Origin of the sequence: Bradyrhizobium sp. SZCCHNR3119, from assembly GCF_032487775.1 — a bacterium.
In the GTDB taxonomy this organism is placed as follows: Bacteria; Pseudomonadota; Alphaproteobacteria; order Rhizobiales; family Xanthobacteraceae; genus Bradyrhizobium.
This window is the reverse complement of record NZ_JAUEUV010000001.1, coordinates 3,103,751-3,121,161: the sequence shown is the minus strand read 5'-3', so window position 1 is coordinate 3,121,161 and position 17,411 is coordinate 3,103,751. Positions and strand designations below refer to the sequence as shown.

The window sequence follows — 17,411 nt, the reverse complement described above, 5'->3', positions numbered from 1 at the left end:
TGCTCGTTGACCACGTTCGAAGCCATTTATGCGGCGCCTAGCTGGATTGCTCGCCGTTTCAGCTAACCAGACTGTGAAAGCAGGCTCATGCCCACAATCGCCTTGGTCGATGACGACCGCAACATCCTGACCTCCGTCTCGATCGCACTCGAGGCCGAAGGCTATCGCATCATGACCTACACCGACGGGGCGTCGGCCCTCGACGGCTTCCGCACCAGCCAGCCCGATCTCGCTATCCTCGACATCAAGATGCCGCGCATGGACGGCATGGAGACCTTGCGTCGGCTGCGGCAGAAATCCGATCTGCCGGTGATCTTCCTGACCTCCAAGGACGAAGAGATCGACGAATTGTTCGGCCTCAAGATGGGTGCCGACGATTTCATCCGCAAACCGTTCTCGCAGCGTCTCCTGGTCGAGCGCGTCAAGGCGGTGTTGCGGCGCTCGCAGCCGAAGGATCCGACGGCGCTGCCGAAGGAGAATGACGCCAAGGCGCTCGATCGCGGCCTGTTGCGGATGGACCCGGAGCGGCACACCTGCACCTGGAAGAACGAGCCGGTGACCTTGACGGTCACGGAGTTTCTGATCCTGCAGGCGCTGGCCCAGCGTCCCGGCGTCGTCAAGAGCCGCAACGCGCTGATGGATGCGGCTTATGACGATCAGGTCTATGTTGACGACCGCACGATCGACAGCCACATCAAGCGGCTGCGCAAGAAGTTCAAGATGGTCGACGAGGATTTCGAGATGATCGAAACCCTTTACGGTGTCGGCTATCGCTTCAAGGAAACCTGAGGCCGCTGCGGGTCGCAGCGCGCGGTTCGCGCGCTGACGGCGTGACCTCATTGGGGTAGACTGCGTCGAGGCGGACTGCCGGGCGCAGCAACGCCGAAAACGGGGCACCACCCATTGCTCGATCGAACGCATCCTGACCACGGCCTGAATGCGGAAGGCACATCGGCGGCTGTCGTGATCGACAACGCCCCGGAAGAGACGCCTGCCGTCTCGGGTTGGCAGCGGCCGCTGAGCTGGCTGCGACGCGCCGGGCAATTCCTGTTCGCGCTCTCGTTCTCCAGCCTGACCCGGCGGATCGTCTCGCTGAACATCGCGGGCCTGCTGGCGCTGGTCGCGAGCATTCTTTACCTCTCGCAGTTCCGCGCCGGCCTGATCGATGCCCGTGCGCAGAGCCTGCTCGTGCAGGCCGAAATCATCGCGGGCGCGATCGCCGCCTCCGCGACCGTGCAGACCAACACCATCACCATCGATCCGGAACGGCTGCTCGACCTCAAGCCGGGCGAAAGCTACGGCGCGCCCGATGAATATTCGCCACTCGACTTCCCCATCAATCCGGAGCGCGTCGCTCCCGTCCTGCGCACGCTCATCTCACCGACCAAGACGCGGGCGCGCATCTACGATCCCAATGGCGGGATCCTGCTCGACAGCCGCAATCTCGAAAACGTGCTGCGCTTCGATCTGCCGCCGCCGGCTTCGGAAAAGCCCGGACTGGCCGAGCGCGCTCTGATCTCGGTGCGCACCTGGCTCAATCGCGGCGATCTGCCGCTCTATCGCGAACATGGACCCGAAAACGGCAACGCCTATGAGGAAGTTGCCGATGCGCTGCGCGGCCAGAAGCGCAGCATGGTGCGGGTCAATGTGCGGGGCGAGGTGATCGTCTCGGTCGCCGTTCCCGTGCAACGCTCGCGAACGATCCACGGCGCCTTGATGCTGTCGACGCAGGGCGACGATATCGACCAGATGGTGACGGCCGAACGGCTTGCGATTTTGAAGGTCGGCGGCGTCGCCTCCGCCGTCATGATCGTGCTTTCGCTGCTGCTGGCCAGCACGATCGCAGGGCCGGTGCGGAGACTTGCCGACAGCGCCGAGCGCGTCCGCCGCCGAATCAAGACCCGTGTCGAGATTCCTGACTTCACCCGTCGCCGCGACGAGATCGGTCATCTGTCCGGCGCGCTGCGCGACATGACGGAAGCGCTCTATAACCGCATCGAGGCGATCGAGATGTTTGCCGCCGATGTCGCGCACGAACTGAAGAATCCCTTGACCTCATTGCGCTCGGCCGTCGAAACGCTGCCGCTGGCGCGCAACGACAACAGCCGCAGCCGGCTGCTCGCAGTGATCGAGCATGACGTGAAGCGGCTCGACCGCCTGATTTCGGACATTTCCGATGCCAGCCGGCTCGACGCCGAGCTGCAGCGCCAGGACATGACCCTGGTCGACGTGCGGCGGCTGCTGACGACGCTGACCTCGGTCGCCAACGAGACCAAGCTCGGCCATGACGTCGGCGTCGAGGTCCGGTTCGAGGGGCGCGGCGTCAACGACACCTTCTCCGTTCCCGGCCACGATTCGCGGCTCGGCCAGGTGATCTCGAACCTGTTGTCGAACGCGCAATCCTTCTCCGCTCCCGGAGGCAAGGTCCGCATCACCTGCCGCCGCGTGCGCTCCGAGATCGAGATCGTGGTCGACGATGACGGCCCCGGCATTCGCGAGGACGCCCTGCAGCGGATCTTCGAGCGCTTCTATACCGACCGGCCGCACCAGGGCTTTGGCCAGAATTCGGGGCTCGGGCTCTCGATCTCCAAGCAGATCATCGAGGCCCATGGCGGACGCATCTGGGCCGAGAACCGCCCCGGTCCGGTGGACGCCGATGGAATGCCTACGGCCGCCGGCGCCCGCTTTATCGTCCGGCTACCCGCGCCATGAGTGCGGTGGGCGCCAGCGTCCACGCCTCCGCCGTCAAAGTCGGCGACCGTGCCGTGCTGATCCGGGGGCCTTCCGGTTCCGGCAAATCCCGCCTCGCCTTCGAGCTCATTCTGGCGGGCCGCGCGGGACAGATTTCCCCCACGATCCTCGTGGGCGACGACCGTGTTCATCTCGCCACAGCCGGCAAAGAAATATGGGTCAGCCCGGCCCCGGCCTTGGCTGGCCTGATCGAGATTCGCGGCCTCGGAATCCGAGCCTGCGACTTCGTGTCCGAGGCCAGGGTCGGACTCGTTGTCGATTTGATGGCAGACGATGCGGCGCGGTTGCCCGCGCCGGAATCCCTCCGGTGCGAACTCTATGGTGCTTCTTTACCGAGAATCCCGGTGGGACGCGGGTTTTCACCCCTCCCATTGGTTGTAGCCGAACTGACTACTACTCAAACTTCATGTTCCAGTAACCTTTCGGCCGATTGTGTGAAGGGAATTGGTAACCATATCATCGGCACTATCGCGCCCGAATAGACCGCGCACTGCCTCCCCTTCCGCAAGTCAGATTCCGGGAGACTGCTACACATCCCCTCTTGCGCAGGGGCTCTGGATGGTCAAAGTGGCGCGTTCGTGCGGTGCACCCAAGGCGCCCGCGAGGAGTATCCAATGATTGGCCTGGTACTGGTGACCCATGGGCGCCTCGCCGACGAGTTCAGAGCGGCGCTCGAGCATGTCATGGGTCCTCAAAAACAAATCGAAGCCGTGACAATCGGCGCGGACGATGACTCCGATCTCTGTCGCAGCGATATCATCGAAGCCGTGAACCGCGTCGATACCGGCGATGGCGTTGCCATTCTGACCGACATGTTCGGCGGCACGCCGTCGAACCTCGCGATTTCCTGCATGAGCCGACCTAAGGTCGAGGTGCTCGCCGGAATCAACCTGCCGATGCTGGTGAAGCTGGCCAAGGTCCGCGAGGAGCGTTCCTTGCCGGACGCGATCGCCATGGCCCAGGAAGCCGGCCGCAAATATGTGACGATCGCCAGCCGTGTGCTCGCCGGCAAATGAGTGACGAGGACGCTCCCCAGAACCACGTCGCCGGGCCAGCGGTGCCCGCAGATGCGTTATCCCGGGAGCTCCTGATCACCAACAAGCGCGGCTTGCACGCCCGCGCCTCGGCCAAATTCGTCCAGACGGTCGAGCAGTTTCAGGCCGAAGTCTGGGTGACCCGCGGCGGCGAAACCGTGGGCGGGCGCTCGATCATGGGCCTGATGATGCTGGCCGCCGCCCCTGGGACCACGATCCTGGTCTCCGCCGCCGGACCTGAGGCCGAAGCCGCCCTCCAGGCGATTACCGAGCTCGTCAACGACAAGTTTCACGAAGAAGGGGTGTAAGCCGGCCCTTGCCGTCATTCCTGGCGGTCGTGACGCGGCGTCTCGGAATCACGCGCTCCGGGCTACTTCCCCGGCGGCTGAATAAAGATCTTCCATTCGATCGCAGGACCCTGCTGACCGCGGAAGAAGCGCTGTGTGGTCATCACGAGCTTCTCGGCCTTGGGCGCCTGCTGCGCCATCCAGGCTTCGCAGGCGGCGATCCGGTTATCGGTCGTGTCGCAGATCCCGATGAAGCCTTCGCGGTTGAGATCCTCCAGCGAGGTCAAGCCCGATCCCCAGGTCTCGTCCGCCATGAACGGCACCGTGAACGGCCGCGGGTGGTCGGGACTGTAGAACGTCATCGGCGTGTTCATCTCCGAATAGCCGGCGACGAGCGGCCAGGGCGAGCCGAAGCGGGCATGCCAGGCGTCGGTCAGCTCACGGGCCAATTGCGACCGGGCCGCATAACTCGTCGAGCCATTTGGGCTCGCCTTCATCTCGCGCAGCGCGATCGAGGGCGAGGCCACCAGGGTCAGCAGCGAGAGCACGAGCCACAGCGTGGTCAAACGAACCACCACCGCTTGGCGGATACGCAGAGCGGGAATGGCGACCAGCGCCAGCGGCACCAGGAAGAACAGCGAGATGCCCCAGTCGGTCTTCATATAGATCGTGAAGGCAAGCCCACCGAGCGGCGGCCCGATCGCCACGATCGCCTGCACCATCCAGACATTGAGCGCCTGGCTGACATTGACGCCGGGATTTGGACCAGAGCGCCAATTGCGGAAAGCCCAGCGCGGCGGCCACGCCAGAACCAGGGCGGCGAGCGCAATCGGGAGCGCGAGCAGCGCCAGATTATGGCCGACATAGCCGAGCACGAGCTGCGCGGCCCTCCCCCGATCCGACAGCGTGTAGACGTCACCCGCGTAGGTCAGCGGCACGAAATCGACGTCCCACAGCCACACGAGGTGCGGAATCATCGCGACGATCATCGTGGCGATGCCGACCCAGGGCGCGGGCGAGGCCAGGAATCTAAGCCGCTCGGGATGGATCAGCGCAGCCAGCCCGATCGCGCCGATCATCGTCAGCACCCAATATTTCGTCATCAGGGCAGCCGCGCCGGCAAGGCCGAGCCAGATGCCGGAAACGACGCTGCGCTTCTTGAAGGCGTTGAGATAGGCCAGCATCACGAGCGGCAGCGTGACCAGCTGCAGCAGGTCGGGATTGTATTTGAAGCCCTTGAAATTGAAGATCGGATAGAGCGCGAGCATGACCACGACGAAGAACGCCCGGCGCCGATCAACCACCTTGAGGCTGATGAACCAGCAGATGACGAGGCCGACACTGACGGTGGTCATGGCCAGCGCGTAAGTCGCCCAATCCTTGACCGGAAAGACCATGAACCAGAGGCCGGCGATCCAGCCCGACAGCGGCGGATGCTTGCCATAGCCGAGCTGGAACTTGCTGCCCCAGGCATAGGCCTCCGCGACATCCATATGGATGTCCTGCGCCGCCTTCAGATTGGTCAGGATCACGGTCCAGAGCACCGCGTGCAGGACCGCAAACGTGACCACCAGCCACAGGCCGGTTGCGGGATCGCTGGCGCGCGCCGCGATCCAGGCCGACATCCGGGCAAGAGGGGCGCGGCCGCGCGCACGCGCCGTCGCGGGAAGAAAAGACGTGCTCGACATGGCCTCTCGGTACCGCGTTTTCCGGCCCGATGGAATCAGCTTGCCGTGAAGAAAGCTCCTTCAAATTCAGCAATATGGTTGCTGCTTTGGGGCCTGAATGCTATCTGCGCGGCGCATGACGACCGTCCCCATTCCCAACATCCGCAACTTCTCCATCGTCGCCCATATCGACCATGGAAAGTCGACCTTGGCCGACCGCCTGATCCAGATGACAGGCGGCCTGTCGGACCGCGAGATGGCGGGCAAGGAGCAGGTGCTCGATTCGATGGACATCGAGCGCGAGCGCGGCATCACCATCAAGGCGCAGACGGTGCGCCTGCACTACCGGGCCAAGGACGGCAAGGATTACATCTTCAACCTGATGGACACGCCCGGCCACGTCGACTTCGCCTACGAGGTCTCGCGGTCGCTGGCGGCCTGCGAAGGCTCGCTCCTGGTGGTCGACGCCAGCCAGGGCGTTGAGGCGCAAACCCTCGCCAACGTCTATCAGGCGCTCGACAACAACCACGAGATCGTCCCGGTCCTCAACAAGATCGATCTGCCGGCCGCCGAGCCCGACAAGATCAAGCAGCAGATCGAAGACGTGATCGGCATCGACGCCTCGGACGCGGTGATGATCTCAGCCAAGACGGGGTTGGGCGTTCCGGACGTGCTGGAGGCGATCGTCACCCGGCTGCCGCCGCCGAAGGGCGACCGCGAGGCGACCTTGAAGGCTCTGCTGGTCGACAGCTGGTACGACGTCTATCTCGGCGTCGTCGTGCTGGTGCGCATCGTCGACGGCGTCATGAAGAAGGGCCAGCGCATCCGGATGATGGGCACCGGTGCCGCCTATGACGTCGAGCGCGTCGGCTTCTTCACGCCGAAGATGCAGCAGGTCGACGAGCTCGGCCCCGGCGAGATCGGCTTCATCACCGCCGCGATCAAGGAAGTGGCCGACACGCGCGTCGGCGACACCATCACCGACGATCGCAAGCCCGTGTCGGAAATGCTGCCGGGCTTCAAGCCGGCGATCCCGGTCGTGTTCTGCGGCCTGTTCCCGGTCGATGCGGACGATTTCGAAACGCTGCGCGCCGCGATGGGCAAATTGCGCCTCAACGACGCCAGCTTCTCCTTCGAGATGGAGACCTCGGCCGCGCTGGGCTTCGGCTTCCGCTGCGGCTTCCTCGGGCTGCTGCACCTCGAGATCATCCAGGAACGGCTCAGCCGCGAATTCGACCTCAACCTGATCGCGACCGCGCCTTCCGTCATCTACAAGATGAAACTGACCGACGGCACCGAGATCGAGATCCACAACCCGGTCGACATGCCCGACGTGGTCAAGATCGCCGAGATCCAGGAGCCCTGGATCGAGGCCACGATCCTGACGCCGGACGAATATCTCGGCAGCGTATTGAAGCTCTGCCAGGACCGCCGCGGCAGCCAGAAGGAGCTGACCTACGTCGGCACCCGCGCGATGGTGAAATACGATCTGCCGCTGAACGAAGTGGTGTTCGACTTCTACGACCGCTTGAAATCCGTCTCCAAGGGCTATGCGTCGTTCGACTATCACCTGACCGACTACAAGCCGGCCGATCTGGTCAAGATGCAGATCCTCGTCAACAACGAGCCGGTGGACGCGCTGTCGATGCTGGTGCATCGGACCCGTGCCGAAGGGCGCGGCCGCGCCATGGTCGAGAAGATGAAGGAGCTGATCCCGCCGCACATGTTCCAGATCCCGATCCAGGCGGCGATCGGCGGCAAGGTGATCGCGCGCGAGACCGTACGCGCGCTGCGCAAGGACGTCACCGCGAAATGCTACGGCGGCGACATCACGCGTAAACGAAAACTTCTGGAGAAGCAGAAGGAAGGCAAGAAGAAGATGCGGCAGTTCGGCAAGGTCGACATTCCGCAGGAAGCCTTCATCGCCGCGCTCAAGGTGGATAGCTGAGGCAGCCTCGATGGGTCGCGCCTGGGGCGGCTCGGCAAGCGCGGTAAAGGTCTGCTTAAGCTAGGCCACCAGCACCCTCGGGCCGGACGACCTCTGATCCGCATCGTATTGCGCCTGCAGCAGTCCGACGATCTCGGCGTTGGGGCGCGGCCGGCTGAACAAAAAGCCCTGTCCTTCGTGGCAGCCCTCGGCGCGCAGGCAGCGCAGCTCGGCCTCGGTTTCGACGCCCTCGGCGGTGATGGTCACGCCAAGCCCCTTGCCAAGGCTGACGATCGAGCGGACGATCGCCTGGGCCTCGCGGTTGGCCGCGAGATCGCGAATGAACGACTGGTCGACCTTGATCTTGTCGAACGGAAAGCTGCGCAGATAGCTCAAGCTGGAATAGCCGGTGCCGAAATCGTCCATCGAGATCCGCACCCCGAGCGCGCGCAACGCATGCAACGTCGCGAGCACCTGGCCGCTCTTTTCCAACACCAGGGTCTCGGTGATCTCGAGCTCGAGCCGCGTCGGCGGCAGGCCGGACTGCTTCAGCACGTCCATCACCTGCGACAGCACATTGCCGACCCGAAACTGCAGCGGCGACAGATTGACGGCGACACGAACGTCGTCGGGCCAACTCGCCGCATCAAAGCAGGCCTGGCGCAGCATCAGCCGACCGAGGGCGGAGATCAACCCGGTTTCCTCGGCGATCGGAATGAACTCCGAGGGCGGGATCATGCCGCGCTCCGGATGCGGCCAGCGCACCAGCGCCTCGAAGCCGGTGATGCGCCCGCTCGAGAGGTCGATCAGCGGCTGATAGTAAGCCTGCAGGACTTCGCGCCGGATCGCATCGCGCAATTCGATTTCCATCTTGCGGCGGCTTTGGGCGCGCGCATCCATGCCCGCCTCGAAATAGCTGAACGTGCCGCGCGTCTCGCTCTTGGCGCGTGACAGCGCCATATCGGCGTTCTTCAGCAGCTTCTCGGCGTCGTCGCCGTCGCTGGGCGCCATGGCGATGCCGACCGTGGCCCCGATCACGATGGAATGACCGTCGAGCAAATAAGGATCGGCGAGCGCCTGCAACAGCCGCCGGCACAGCTGCGCGGCATCCTCCGGGCGGCTCAGGCCACCCTGGACCACCGCGAACTCGTCCGAATTGAGACGCGCCACGATGTCCTTTTCGCGCAGAACCGACCGCAGCCGCTTGGCGACCGCGCGCAACAACTTGTCGCCCACGCCGTGGCCCAGCGTGTCGTTGACAGACTTGAAACTGTCGAGCCCGAGCACCAGCACCGCCATCTTGTCGGAGCCGCGCCGCGTCTGCGCCAGCATGTCGTCCATCTGCTGACGCAGCAGGTTGCGGTTGGGCAGGCCGGTCATCGCATCGTGCTGGGCCAAGAACGCAAGCCGCGCCTCCGCCCGCTTGCGTTCGGTGATGTCCATCAGCGCCAGCAGAACCGCGGGCCTCTCCTCATAGACGAGGTGCCGCGAATAGATGGCGAGATCGATCAGGGCGCCGTCGGCGCGCACATGCTTCCAGGTCCGCGCGGCCTGCTCTTCGCTCGGGCGCTCATTGGCCCAGGGCGGATCGCTCTCGAAGGCCTGCAGGTTGCGGATGCCGAGTTGCTTGAACTCGGCCCGGCTGTAGCCGTAGTGCTCTGCGGCCGCGTCATTGACGCCAAGGACCTGCCCATCGTCCTGCGCACAGACGATCATCGGAACAGGATTGCCGTCGAACAGGAGGCGAAAGGACTCCTCGCGCTGCTTCAACGCGGTGATATCGACGCGCAGCCCGATAATGCCGCCATCGTCGGTCAGACGCTCCTCGATCAGGATGACACGGCCGTCCGACAATTTCTGTTCGTGAGGCCCGCACGGATGAAACAGCTTGTCGAGCCGATCGGAGACCCATTCGTCTTCCCGCCCGATCGCTTCGGGGTAATCGCCGCGCGCAATGCCGACCCGGATCGTATCCTGCAGCCGCGCACCCGGCTGGAACTGGTCCGAGCTGCGATTGTAGATCTCGGCGTATTTCTTGTTCCAGAGGATGTAACGGCCTTCCGCATCGAGGAAGACGATGCCTTGCGGCAGAATATCGATCGCCTCGACCAGGCGTTCGTGCGCCTTTTGGGCGTCGGCAATGGCGGCCGCAGCTTCGGCGCGGGTGCGTGCGATCTCCTCCGCTTCAATCGGCGGCGAGGCCGCCAGCGTCGGGAGCAATGGATTGGGTTTGACGGGACGGAACTGCGCGCGTGCCTGCGGCACCCGCATCGGTTTCTTTCGCTTCATTGGCCTGATGGGCCGCATGCACCGCCTCACTCAACTTACTCAATCACGATGTTGTCGGCCAAGGTCTGAAAAAATGGTATCTCGTTCCGCCGACGGTTTTGCTATGCAACCTGAAGGCGATGCCTTGAAAACAGCGCGAGCCCCCGTCGCACAAGCGGATCACAAGCGGTCTACAACCGACGATAAGCAGGACGAAACGCCGGGTGGTAATAATCCCGCATACCGAGTAATGGAGAGAAATGAACGCGCGCAGAGGCACACCCAAGGCGTGTGTTCCACGGCCGACGCGGGAAACCGCCGAGTTGGGATCAAGGTTGCCAAGCGCTTAATGGCGCGGTGCATCTCACATGCCTCCGCCCGTCGAGCTGCGTTCCATCCGCCGATCGGCGGCGGCTCCAGGAACGAGGACCGTCCGAGCACCTGGCTGAGCGCGGGACCCGGCGCGGCAAAATGGGCAGAAGCGACGACCTGTGGTATGGTCGACAGAACAGAGTGATCCGATGCAAGCTCGCCCTCCTCTGATCGCGCTTCTCGCCATCATCGCCACGTTGACCGCGTGGCCTGCCTCGGCGCAGGACAAGGGCAGCGTCGATCCGAAGCCGCTGCCTCCGCTGGAGCACCCGGACGATCCCGACACGCCTGCAAAGGAACTGTTCGCGCGCAAGCTGCTGTCTGCGGCGCTGCCGACCAAGGTGATCGGGACTTACAATCGCGGCTGTCTTGCGGGCGCCGAGCCGATGCCGATCAACGGCGACGCCTGGCAGGTGATGCGGCTGTCACGAAACCGCAACTGGGGACACCCGCAACTGATCGCGCTGCTGAAGCGGCTGGCGGCCAAGGCGCACAAGGACGCCGGCTGGCCCGGCATTCTGGTCGGCGATATCAGCCAGCCGCGCGGCGGCCCGGCTCTGAGCGGCCATGCCAGCCATCAGATCGGGCTCGATGCCGACATCTGGCTGACGCCGATGCCCGATCACCGCCTGTCGCGGGAGGAGCGCGAGGAGACGTCAGCGGTCATGATGGTGCGGGAGGATCGGCTCGACGTCGATCCGCGCGTCTTTACGCCGGGACATCTTGCCGTCATCCGCGACGCCGCGCGGGAGCCGGCGGTTCAGCGCATCTTCGTCAACGCCGCGATCAAGAAGGCGCTGTGCCGCGACGCCAAGGGCGACCGCAGCTGGCTGAGGAAGGTGCGGCCCTGGTGGGGCCACGACTATCATTTCCATATCCGGATCACTTGCCCGCCGGGCGACAAGGAGTGTCACGGCCAGAAGGAGCAGGAGGGCGGCGATGGTTGCAGCGCCGCCGATCTGGCCTTTTGGTTTCAGGACTCGGTGCTGCATCCGCCGCCGCCCAAGGAGCCGCCCAAGCCGGTGCCTCCGATCACGATGGCGCAATTGCCGCCGGAGTGCCGCGCCGTGTTGCATGCGCCGGATGCAAAGACGAATGCCGGGATGGCTAACGGGATTGGGATCACCAAAGCGGGGAACATCCGCTAATATCATACCGAAGCGCCGTAAGCGCTTTCATCATCCGGGATGACGGTCCCGCCCGCAGCTCTCTTGATCAAAAGTCCTCGCCCTGCCGCGGCGGATTGCCTGGTGTCGTCATGTCCATCTCTCGGCCTTCATCTGCCTCTTTTGCGCTTGCACTGACCCTGATCGGCGCCACCACCGCCCTTGCGGCAGAAGAGCCGAGCGGCTGCGATAAGTTCAAATGGCCCATCGACCGCGAACGCGCCGCGTTGACGGCCCCTGATCGCGCGCGGCTCGCCTCGGGCAACGAATTCGCCGCCATCCCCCAATCGGGCTTCACACTCGGCCTGGTCCCACCAGCCGAGGCGAAGCTGCCCTCCGCGCCGGAACGCGCGCCGAAGGACGGCACCTTCGCCGGCTTTGCGCGGATCACGACCGCACCGAAGCCCGGCATCTACACCATCAGCCTCTCCAGCGGCGGCTGGATCGACGTGCTGCAGGACGGACATTTCATCAAGCCGATCGCCTTCAGCGGCGCCACCGACTGCGGCGGGATTCGCAAAACCATGAAATACGAACTCGCGGCCAAGCCCCTCGTGCTGCAGATCAGCGGCACCAAGGAGGACGCGATTTCGATCGCGATCCTGCCCGCGGAATGATGACGCTTCTTGACATCTAAACCCCCGCTACCGAGGCCCAGACATCGGCCAGTTTGCGCTTGAGCTGCTCGGTGCGCGTCGCGACCGGCGCAGCCTCTTCCTCCTCCGGCAGGCGCAGGCCGACGACATTGACCCGTCCGCCCGAGATCGAGCGCGCCACCAGCACGATGGCGTCGAGTGCGAGCGTCGCTCCCTCCTTCGGCGCGTGATCGAGATGGACATCGAAATAGTCGGCGAGCGTGAGCTTGGCCTCGCCTTCGGCCACCTTGACGCCGTAGATCTCCGCGAGCTCCTCGAGCGTGTGCTCGGCCGACACCATGAAATCACCGAGCAGATGCGGATCAGGTGCCGAGGACGGCGGCATGTCGACGAAGAAGCGGTCCAGCGACTCGGCCTTCTCGGGCGGCGCCAGCAGATACAGATAGTCGCCGGGCGCGATCGGGTCGGCTTCGACCGGCGAAAGGATCTGCTCGTTGCGAATCACCAGCGTCGGCTTCGACCAGGACGGGATGAGGCCGCGTCGAAAGAACAGGCTCTTGGCGCGGATCGGATAGCCGACCAGCTGCTGCTCCAGCTGGCCAGGCAGATCGAGCTCGACGCGGCGGGGACCGCGATCGGTGCGCGGGAGCGCCACCTGCAAGCGCCGCGCCGCCGTACCGAGCGTCCAGCCCTGGGCGACCAGTGAGATGATGACCACGACGAAGGCGACATCGAAATAGAGATAGGCCTTGGACAGGCCGACCAGCATCGGGATCGAGGCCAGGAAGATCGCGACCGCGCCGCGCAGGCCGGTCCAGGCCATGAACAGCTTCTCGCGCCAGTTGAAGCGAAACGGCATCAGGCACACGAACACCGCAAGCGGCCGCGCCACCAGCATCAGCACCAGCGCAACGGCGACCGCCGGCACGATGCTGTCGAGCAGCCGCAACGGCGAGACCAGAAGCCCGAGCAGCACGAACATCACGATCTGCGCGAGCCAGGTCGCGGCATCGAGAAACGTCACGATCGAATTGTGGGCGCGGGTCGGCCGGTTGCCGATGATGATGCCGGCCAGATAGACGGCGAGAAAGCCGGAGGCGTGGGCAATCTGCGCCGCGCCGAAAATGACGAGGGCTGCCGTCGTGACGAAGGGGGCGTGCAGGCCCTGCGGCAGCGCCACTTTATTCAGCGCGATCACCACGCAGCGTCCCCCGACGACGCCGAACAAAACGCCCAGGATGGCCTCACGTGCAAGCTCGGCCATGAAATGGCCGAACGAGCCGTGACCGACCGAGATCAACTCGACCAAGGTCAGCGTGAGAAACACCGCAAAGGGATCGTTGCTGCCGGACTCCGCTTCGAGCGTCGCGCCGACGCGGGGACGTAGCCGCAGCCCCTGCGCATGGACCAACAGGAAGACGGCGGCCGCATCGGTCGACGCGACCACAGCGCCCACCAGGAGCCCCTCGGTCCAATTCAAATCCAGCGCGTATTTGGCGACCGGTGCAGTGATGAACGCGGTCAGCAGCACACCAATCGTGGCCAGCACCATCGATGGCGCCAGCACGGCGCGGATGCTTTGAAAGCGGGTCCGCAAGCCGCCGTCGAACAGGATCAGCGCGAGCGCGACCGATCCCACCAGATAGGTGGTCCGCACGTCCTGGAATTCGATATGGCCTGGGCCGGAGTCCCCGGCCAGCATGCCGATCACCAGAAACGCCAGTAGCAGGGGGGCCCCGAACCGCAGCGCGAGCAGGCTCGACAGGATGCCGGCCATGACGAGGACCGCGCCCAGAAGAATGGCAATACTGACGGCGTCGAGAGAGGACATCAAAAGTGCAACTGAATCCGACTGTTACAGTCTTATCGGCGCCATACTCGCCCGCCAACCGGATTTGCGCAAATCGCGGCGATATGTCCATTTTGGGCGGTTACGCGCATCGCCTGTATACTGGTATATGGGCGTCCGCGCGGCCCACTCGTGCGGAAGACCCGCCAATTCCCCGAATCACCACATCGATTCGGGGCTCCGCTCCAATCCGAGAATCCCGATGGACTTCGACCTCAACGACGTTCTGACCGCCCTGCAGACGGCCGCCCGGTCGGTTGGCGCCGAGGTCACCTCGCCCTGGTTCTACCTGCAGTTCGGCCTGCTGCTGGCCGGGGCCGGATTGGCCTTTGCCGCGGGCGCGGCGATCCGCTCCCGCATCGATCTGACCTCGCTGGCGATGGGCTGGCCGGGGCCGCTCAGGCAGTTCCTGCGCGTCCTGGTCGAAAGCCTGACGACGGTGGTTTTCGTGATCCTGATGCGGATCGCTCGCACGGTCATGGTGCTGTGGACCTGGCCGAGCCGCAGCTATCTGCTCGCAGTCGCATTGAAGCTTGCGCTCGCCTGGCTCGTGATTCGGCTCGTCACCTCGGTGATCCGCAACACGCTGCTGGTGCGGGTGGTGTCGATCTCGGCCTGGCTCGTCGCCGCGCTCAGCATCATCGGCCAGCTCGACGCCGTGCTCGACGCCCTCGATTCGGTGTCGGTGGTGCTGGGCGGCCTGCGACTGACGCCGCTCCTGGTCATCAAGCTCGGCGTGCTGCTGATCGCAGCCCTGTGGCTGACCAACATCGCCAGCAATTTCGTCGAAGGCCGCATCACCCGCTCTACCGATCTCACGCCGTCGATCCAGGTGCTCCTGATCAAAATGGTGCGCATGGGGCTGCTGATCCTGGCGGTCGCGATCGCCTTGAGCGCGGTGGGCATCAATCTCTCGGCGCTGGCGATCTTCTCGGGCGCCGCGGGCGTCGGCATCGGTTTCGGCCTGCAGAAGATCGTCGCCAATTTCATCAGCGGCATCATCCTGCTCGCCGACAAATCGGTGAAGCCGGGCGATCTCGTCACCATCGGCGACAGTTCCGGGCGCATCAGCGCCATGAACACCCGCTACATCTCGGTCGCCGCGGGCGATGGCCGCGAATTCCTGATCCCCAATGAAGACCTCGTGACCCAGAAGGTGACCAATTGGACCTACACCGACAAGAACACGCTGGTGAAGGTCAATTTCGGCACCAATTACGACGCCGATCCCAGGCTCGTTTGCAAGCTCGCGATCGGAATCGCCGCGGCCACGCCGCGGACCCTGAAATCCAAGCCGCCGAACTGCCTGCTCACCGAATTCACCGAAGCCGGGATGAAATTCTCGCTGACGGCCTGGATTTCCGATCCCGGCGACATGGACAGCATCAAGAGCGAGATCATGCTGTCGCTCTGGGACGCCTTCAAGCGCGAGGGCATCCGCGTGCCCTATCCCGTGCGCGAAATCCGCGTCCGTGGCGGGGCGCTCCCCGTGGAAACCACGGTGGAAGTGCCGACGGGCTAGGCTCCGGTGCTCCCCGCGCTTGCGCGGGGCGCTACGATCATTAAATTAGACCCTTAAACCAGCGAATTCTCGGGAACAAACCGCGCCCATGAGCTACATCGAAGCCACCGACAACGCATTGCGCAAGACCGGCCAAATCAAGCTGCACGGAGCGGCCGGCTTTGCCGGCATGCGCAAGGCCGGCCGGCTGGTGTCCAAGTGCCTCGACGAACTCACCGACCTCGTCAAACCCGGTATCCCGACCTCGCGAATCGACGAATTCGTCCGCGAGTTCGCCTTCAGCCATGGCGCCTATCCGGCCACGCTGATGTATCGCGGCTATCGCTATTCCACCTGCGTCTCGATCAATCACGTCGTCTGCCACGGCATGCCGAGCGATCGCCCGTTGAAGGAAGGCGACATCGTCAACATCGACGTCACCTTCATCGTCGACGGCTGGTACGGCGACTCCAGCCGGATGTACGCGGTGGGCGCGATCTCGCGCAAGTCGGAGCGGCTGATCGAAGTGACCTATGAATCGATGATGCGCGGCATCGCCGCGGTCAGACCCGGTGCCACCACCGGTGACATCGGACATGCGATCCAGAGCTTCGTCGAGCCGCAGGGGATGAGCGTGGTGCGTGACTTCTGCGGCCATGGCCTTGGCCGCCTGTTCCACGACGAGCCGAACATCATCCATGTCGGGCGACCCGGCGAAGGCGTGCCGCTCAAGCCCGGCATGTTCTTCACGATCGAGCCGATGATCAATCTCGGCAAGCCGCATGTGAAGATCCTCTCGGACGGCTGGACCGCGGTGACCCGCGACCGTTCGTTGTCGGCGCAGTTCGAGCATTCGGTCGGCGTGACCAATGACGGTGTCGAGATTTTCACGCTGTCCGAGCGTCACGGCGAGAAGCCTTTCGTCCAAGTCTGACATGTAAGTCTGACGTCTAAGTCGATCGTCCAAATCTGGGCGGCGCCTCCCGTCGGCTTTGGCCGCCTCGTGCGGCGGTCCGATTGTTGCCATCCCGCGCTGATGGAGTGCAGCCTCCATCGCGCGAGAGGAGGCATGCTTGACACACGCAACACGCCGGGGATTTCTGGGCCTCGCCTCTGCCGGAGCAGCAAGCCTGTTGCCGGCCGGTCCTGGGCGCGCCGCGGAGGCGACCGCTTCCGCTGTCGACGACTCCTGCATCCTGACGCCGCAATCCGAAGAAGGGCCCTATTACCTCGACCCGAAGCTGGTGCGCGCCGATATCACCGAAGGCCGGCCCGGCGTGCCCTTATCATTGCAGCTGCGCGTGATCGAAGCCGGATCATGTACGCCGATCGCGGGCGCGCGGGTCGATATCTGGCATTGCGACGCGCACGGGCTCTATTCGGCGTTTCGCGACCAAGGCGACGGGCACAATATCGACCAGACCGGCAAGACATTCTTGCGCGGCACGCAGCTTGCCGATGCCGCGGGCTGGGCCGCGTTCAGCACCATCTATCCAGGCTGGTATGCGGGACGTGCCACGCATGTCCATTTCAAGGTGTTCCTGGATGAGCATACCGCGTTGACGGGACAGACCTTCTTCCCGGAAGCACTGAACGAATTCATCTACAACAATGTGCCCGACTACACGGGACGGCCGAAACAGCGCCTGGTGATCAACGCCAATGATCGGGTCGCCACACAAGCCGATCCCGACCACCGCGCCTATTGTGCGGTGAAGGAGGAGCGCGACCGCTATGTCGCGCTGCTGACGCTGGCGGTCGATCGCAATGCGAGGCCGAGCGCCGACATCATGCCGAGCGGTCCGCCCACCCGCGCGCCGTGGATCAAGGATCGCCTGGCCGCGCTGGTGCCGGGCCTGAGGCGCAGCCCGTTCTGACTGCCGCTCCGTTCTTAGTTGCGCCGGCAGCCGCAGGCGCGGCTGCGCGCGACGCCCGATCGTGCCGCATCGGCGACGACGAACAAACTTGTCCGGTAGAGGCCCTGTCATGGCCG

14 protein-coding genes are annotated in these 17,411 nt (G+C 64.4%); 11 read left to right on the top strand and 3 right to left on the bottom strand.

Going from position 1 to position 17,411, the window contains the following annotated elements:
• Positions 1-87: 87 nt before the first annotated feature.
• The 5 genes from QX034_RS14515 (at position 88) to QX034_RS14495 (ending at position 4,093) form a co-directional block, all read left to right on the top strand.
• Entirely contained in the window at positions 88-789 is a 702-nt protein-coding gene (locus QX034_RS14515) for a response regulator transcription factor (RefSeq protein WP_008966744.1), read from the top strand.
• A 114-nt stretch (positions 790-903) separates the two neighbouring features.
• A complete protein-coding gene (locus tag QX034_RS14510; protein ID WP_315701927.1) occupies positions 904-2,712 on the top strand; it encodes a sensor histidine kinase in 1,809 nt (602 codons plus the stop codon).
• Positions 2,709-3,233, top strand: a complete 525-nt coding sequence (locus tag QX034_RS14505; RefSeq protein WP_315701928.1) for an HPr kinase/phosphatase C-terminal domain-containing protein — start codon at positions 2,709-2,711, stop codon at positions 3,231-3,233. The genes QX034_RS14510 and QX034_RS14505 overlap by 4 nt, the downstream gene beginning before the upstream one ends.
• 132 nt (positions 3,234-3,365) lie before the next feature.
• On the top strand, positions 3,366-3,767 hold the full coding sequence (locus QX034_RS14500) for a PTS sugar transporter subunit IIA (protein WP_006611446.1): 402 nt from the start codon (positions 3,366-3,368) through the stop codon (positions 3,765-3,767).
• Complete coding sequence (locus QX034_RS14495; protein ID WP_315701929.1) at positions 3,764-4,093, top strand: HPr family phosphocarrier protein; 330 nt, start codon at positions 3,764-3,766, stop codon at positions 4,091-4,093. The genes QX034_RS14500 and QX034_RS14495 overlap by 4 nt, the downstream gene beginning before the upstream one ends.
• A 62-nt stretch (positions 4,094-4,155) precedes the next feature.
• Here QX034_RS14495 and QX034_RS14490 read toward each other — a convergent pair whose 3' ends face one another.
• On the bottom strand, positions 4,156-5,760 hold the full coding sequence (locus QX034_RS14490) for a glycosyltransferase family 39 protein (protein ID WP_315701930.1): 1,605 nt from the start codon (positions 5,758-5,760) through the stop codon (positions 4,156-4,158).
• A gap of 115 nt (positions 5,761-5,875) precedes the next feature.
• On the opposite strand from QX034_RS14490, the gene lepA reads away from it, so the two are divergent.
• A complete protein-coding gene (gene lepA, locus QX034_RS14485) occupies positions 5,876-7,687 on the top strand; it encodes a translation elongation factor 4 (protein ID WP_315701931.1) in 1,812 nt (603 codons plus the stop codon).
• A gap of 60 nt (positions 7,688-7,747) precedes the next feature.
• On the opposite strand, the gene QX034_RS14480 is transcribed toward lepA, so the two are convergent.
• Positions 7,748-9,973 carry a putative bifunctional diguanylate cyclase/phosphodiesterase gene (locus QX034_RS14480; protein WP_315701932.1) on the bottom strand — a complete coding sequence of 742 codons (2,226 nt, stop codon included), beginning with the start codon at positions 9,971-9,973 and terminating at the stop codon, positions 7,748-7,750.
• 482 nt (positions 9,974-10,455) lie between these two features.
• Here QX034_RS14480 and mepA point away from each other — a divergent pair, with 482 nt between their 5' ends.
• Positions 10,456-11,454 carry a penicillin-insensitive murein endopeptidase gene (mepA, locus tag QX034_RS14475; RefSeq protein WP_315701933.1) on the top strand — a complete coding sequence of 333 codons (999 nt, stop codon included), beginning with the start codon at positions 10,456-10,458 and terminating at the stop codon, positions 11,452-11,454.
• A gap of 110 nt (positions 11,455-11,564) precedes the next feature.
• Positions 11,565-12,089, top strand: a complete 525-nt coding sequence (locus QX034_RS14470; RefSeq protein WP_315701934.1) for a hypothetical protein — start codon at positions 11,565-11,567, stop codon at positions 12,087-12,089.
• Positions 12,090-12,105: 16 nt separating this feature from the next.
• On the opposite strand, the gene QX034_RS14465 is transcribed toward QX034_RS14470, so the two are convergent.
• Positions 12,106-13,899, bottom strand: a complete 1,794-nt coding sequence (locus QX034_RS14465; protein WP_315701935.1) for a potassium/proton antiporter — start codon at positions 13,897-13,899, stop codon at positions 12,106-12,108.
• 220 nt (positions 13,900-14,119) lie between these two features.
• Between QX034_RS14465 and QX034_RS14460 the strand changes: the two genes are divergently transcribed.
• The 3 genes from QX034_RS14460 (at position 14,120) to QX034_RS14450 (ending at position 17,295) form a co-directional block, all read left to right on the top strand.
• Entirely contained in the window at positions 14,120-15,439 is a 1,320-nt protein-coding gene (locus QX034_RS14460) for a mechanosensitive ion channel family protein (RefSeq protein ID WP_315701936.1), read from the top strand.
• 88 nt (positions 15,440-15,527) lie between these two features.
• Positions 15,528-16,352 carry a type I methionyl aminopeptidase gene (gene map / locus QX034_RS14455; RefSeq protein ID WP_315701937.1) on the top strand — a complete coding sequence of 275 codons (825 nt, stop codon included), beginning with the start codon at positions 15,528-15,530 and terminating at the stop codon, positions 16,350-16,352.
• 139 nt (positions 16,353-16,491) lie between these two features.
• Entirely contained in the window at positions 16,492-17,295 is an 804-nt protein-coding gene (locus QX034_RS14450; RefSeq protein WP_315701938.1) for an intradiol ring-cleavage dioxygenase, read from the top strand.
• Positions 17,296-17,411: the final 116 nt, after the last annotated feature.

Coding starts and splice junctions, on each gene's coding strand:
- QX034_RS14500 (WP_006611446.1), top strand. CDS start 3,366: ATGATTGGCCTGGTACTGGTGACCCATGGGCGCCTCGCCGACGAGTTC.
- mepA (WP_315701933.1), top strand. CDS start 10,456: ATGCAAGCTCGCCCTCCTCTGATCGCGCTTCTCGCCATCATCGCCACG.
- QX034_RS14515 (WP_008966744.1), top strand. CDS start 88: ATGCCCACAATCGCCTTGGTCGATGACGACCGCAACATCCTGACCTCC.
- QX034_RS14505 (WP_315701928.1), top strand. CDS start 2,709: ATGAGTGCGGTGGGCGCCAGCGTCCACGCCTCCGCCGTCAAAGTCGGC.
- map (WP_315701937.1), top strand. CDS start 15,528: ATGAGCTACATCGAAGCCACCGACAACGCATTGCGCAAGACCGGCCAA.
- QX034_RS14495 (WP_315701929.1), top strand. CDS start 3,764: ATGAGTGACGAGGACGCTCCCCAGAACCACGTCGCCGGGCCAGCGGTG.
- lepA (WP_315701931.1), top strand. CDS start 5,876: ATGACGACCGTCCCCATTCCCAACATCCGCAACTTCTCCATCGTCGCC.
- QX034_RS14465 (WP_315701935.1), bottom strand. CDS start 13,899: ATGTCCTCTCTCGACGCCGTCAGTATTGCCATTCTTCTGGGCGCGGTC.
- QX034_RS14460 (WP_315701936.1), top strand. CDS start 14,120: ATGGACTTCGACCTCAACGACGTTCTGACCGCCCTGCAGACGGCCGCC.
- QX034_RS14490 (WP_315701930.1), bottom strand. CDS start 5,760: ATGTCGAGCACGTCTTTTCTTCCCGCGACGGCGCGTGCGCGCGGCCGC.
- QX034_RS14480 (WP_315701932.1), bottom strand. CDS start 9,973: ATGCGGCCCATCAGGCCAATGAAGCGAAAGAAACCGATGCGGGTGCCG.
- QX034_RS14470 (WP_315701934.1), top strand. CDS start 11,565: ATGTCCATCTCTCGGCCTTCATCTGCCTCTTTTGCGCTTGCACTGACC.